Origin of the sequence: Paenibacillus prosopidis, assembly GCF_003337375.1 — a bacterium.
GTDB classification, from domain to species: Bacteria; Bacillota; Bacilli; order Paenibacillales; family Paenibacillaceae; genus Pristimantibacillus; species Pristimantibacillus prosopidis.
In genome coordinates, this window is the sequence record NZ_QPJD01000057.1 from 1 (window position 1) to 3062 (window position 3062).

The 3062-nt window shown below is 41.4% G+C and carries 2 protein-coding genes and 1 other annotated feature; both genes read left to right on the forward strand.

What is annotated here, in order from left to right:
* Window positions 1-303 precede the first annotated feature (303 nt).
* Window positions 304-553: a binding site (T-box leader), on the forward strand.
* Between the two features lie 50 nt (window positions 554-603).
* Complete coding sequence (tyrS, locus tag DFP97_RS30120) at window positions 604-1863, forward strand: tyrosine--tRNA ligase (protein ID WP_114384337.1); 1260 nt, start codon at window positions 604-606, stop codon at window positions 1861-1863.
* An 86-nt stretch (window positions 1864-1949) separates the two neighbouring features.
* Entirely contained in the window at window positions 1950-2741 is a 792-nt protein-coding gene (locus DFP97_RS30125; protein WP_114384338.1) for a class I SAM-dependent methyltransferase, read from the forward strand.
* Window positions 2742-3062: the final 321 nt, after the last annotated feature.

Here is a 3062-nt window from a genome sequence, read left to right on the forward strand (position 1 = left end):
AAGGGTGAAAGTAGAAATACGTTCTACACGTTGATTTTGAGCTTTAATTAGTCTAGACTTCATGTTAACGCCTCCTAAGGTGAGTTCTGAGGGCTTCAACCCAGTACATACTCATCCTAGCGGGGCGTTCGTTTTTCTGCAAATCGAATCTACTAACACCTACAGGAATGTTAACGGGTACGATAGTGGGGGAGCTGCCGCGAGGACAGCTTCTTTTTGATGCTCATTGAAGTAACGGGCAGGATAACGCAACAGTTGACACGATTACGGTTATGTGATTAAATGGGAAAAATTGAATATTAGATAAAAGCAATGATGGATAAGGTTTTAAAACCGCAGTAAGAAAGATGAACAAGTGCCTACAGAGAGCCGGTGGGTGGTGTGAACCGGTGCAGTCATCTTTCTGAATTACAATCCGGAGTTGGAAAAGTGAAAATGATTCAATCCTGAGTAACTTTTCTCGGCATAATGCCGTTATTAAAAATAAGTGAAAGAAGTTATGGATGCTTCTTTAATTAGGGTGGTACCGCGAGACAACCTTCTCGTCCCTTTCGGGATTGAGGGTTGTCTTTTTGTTTTATAAAAAGGTCAGGAGGAACATAGATGGACACAATAAAGCAACTTTCGGAGGGACAAAAACGAGAGCTTGAACGGCATTTGAGTATCATCCGAAGAGGAGCAGTTGAGATCATACCTGAGGACGCCCTGGTAAAAAAAATTGCAACTTCAATCGTATCGGGGAAACCTCTTAGGGTAAAGCTCGGGCTGGACCCTTCAGCACCAGATATCCATATTGGACATACCGTGGTACTGCAAAAGCTTAGACAATTTCAAGACTTGGGGCACGAAGTACAGTTGATCATAGGCGATTTTACTGGACGAATCGGAGACCCTACCGGGAAATCCGAGACAAGAAAACAATTGAACGAGGATGATGTAAAACGAAACGCAGCAACCTACGAAAAGCAAGTGTATAAAATACTTGACCCACAAAGGACAAAGTTTCATTTTAATTCGACATGGCTCGAAAAAATGAATTTCCAAGATGTATTGCAGTTAGCTGCTAAAGCTACTGTTGCACGAATGTTAGAGCGAGATGACTTTGCAAAGCGATACTCAAATAACCAACCCATTCACATCCACGAGTTTTTTTATCCACTCATGCAAGCGTATGATTCGGTGTCGCTTGAAAGTGATATTGAGATTGGCGGTACTGATCAAACCTTTAATATTTTGATGGGTAGAACGGTACAAGGTGCTTCTAGTTTTAAAGATAGTCAAGTAGCTATCCTGATGCCATTACTAGAGGGACTGGATGGAAACCAGAAAATGAGCAAAAGTCTCGGTAACTACATCGGTATTGACGAAACCCCAAATGAAATGTTCGGAAAGACCATGTCTATCCCGGACAACTTGATGCTTAAATACTTTGAACTTAGTACAAGCATTACAAATGAGGAGCTTTTGAAGCTGAAGCAAGGCCTGAAAGAAGGGCATGTTCATCCTCGTGATGCTAAGGTTCAACTTGCCAAAGAATTTGTTCGTATGTATCATAGCGAGCCAGCAGCTGAACAAGCAGAGCAACATTTTATCAATGTATTTCAGAAGCGTTCCCTTCCCGAAAATATTGATGAAATGCATGTGAGAATAGACCTTCTCGAAGAAGGAAATATTTCAATCAATAAACTACTTGTTACACTCGGATTTGTTTCGTCAAATAGCGATGCGAGACGTAGTGTTTTTCAAGGGGCAGTTAAACTAAACGGAACTAAGCTTCTTGACCCCAATGAACGAGTAGAAATTAATAGTGGTGACATTGTTCAGGTAGGCAAAAGGAAGTTCGCCAAAATTGTTGTTGGCTGAAGTAACATCGGTAAGAGTCACAAGCCTTTGTTGCGCTACGATAGTGAGGAGCTTGTTACTTCATCCTTAAGAAGGAGGCAATCAAAGTGAAAAACGTATCCAATTATTACGAGGCAATCGATGAAGATTCAAGGTTTTCAAGGAATTCAAGAAAAATCGAATTCCTAACCACCAACCATGTGCTTAAGAACCTTATACCTGAAAAGGCCCGTATTCTGGATGTAGGCGCGGGTGCAGGGGCTTATTCATTCTATTACGCAGAACGGAATCACCAGATTGTTGCGATTGATTTAACACCGAAGCATATCGAAATAATAAATGAAAAATCTATTCAAACAGGGCTGGACCTTGAAGCATATGTTGAAAATGCCATTGATTTGAGTCGGTTTGATTCTGAGTCATTCGACTTTGTGTTCTGCTTTGGCCCAATGTACCACATTACAAGTCTTGATGATAGGAAAGCTTGTATTAATGAGTGCTTAAGGGTTTTGAAAAAAGGTGGGCATCTGGCAATTGCTTATATCAATAAATACTCGGTAATACCAATGCTTGTAACAAGGGACCAGAGATTTATTCGCAATAGTGTGATAGAGAAGGTCATTAACGAAGGGGTAATTATCGCAGGTGATAAGGACTGCTTCTGGACGGATGCTTATTTTACAAGTCCGGATGAAATCGAAGCTATCTTGAGGGAATTTGATGTTCTCCCAGTCAATCACGTAGGGACCGATGGAATTAGCCATACCATACAGGAATATGTAGACAAACTTGGAGATGATGAATTCAAATCATGGCTGAGTTATCACTTTCAAACATGTATGGAGCGCAGCATATTGGGATTAAGCACACATGGACTTTACATCTGCCAAAAAAGATAAAGTGTTGAGCTCCCTCAGAGAATAAGGTTTTTCTCACGAATGCTCGCTCATTCGCAGAATTTCACATGCATGTTTAAATAGGAGTTTAAAGGATTACATGAGATGGGCTAAGCAGTTCCGTTTGAGGGCATGCGGGAATAGAAGGTGCTGGTCTAATTACAACATCTTCCATATAAGATTTACTGCACGTCTCTCTCCACAAGGTCCTTGGGATTCACTCTCCCAGATCTCAACGGGTCTATGCCCTCACATTCCTTCGTTCTATCTATCCAAGGTGTGGAGTCCGATCAACGTTAACGGAACGGGTCTATGCCCTAAAGC

Coding starts and splice junctions, on each gene's coding strand:
- tyrS (WP_114384337.1), top strand. CDS start 604: ATGGACACAATAAAGCAACTTTCGGAGGGACAAAAACGAGAGCTTGAA.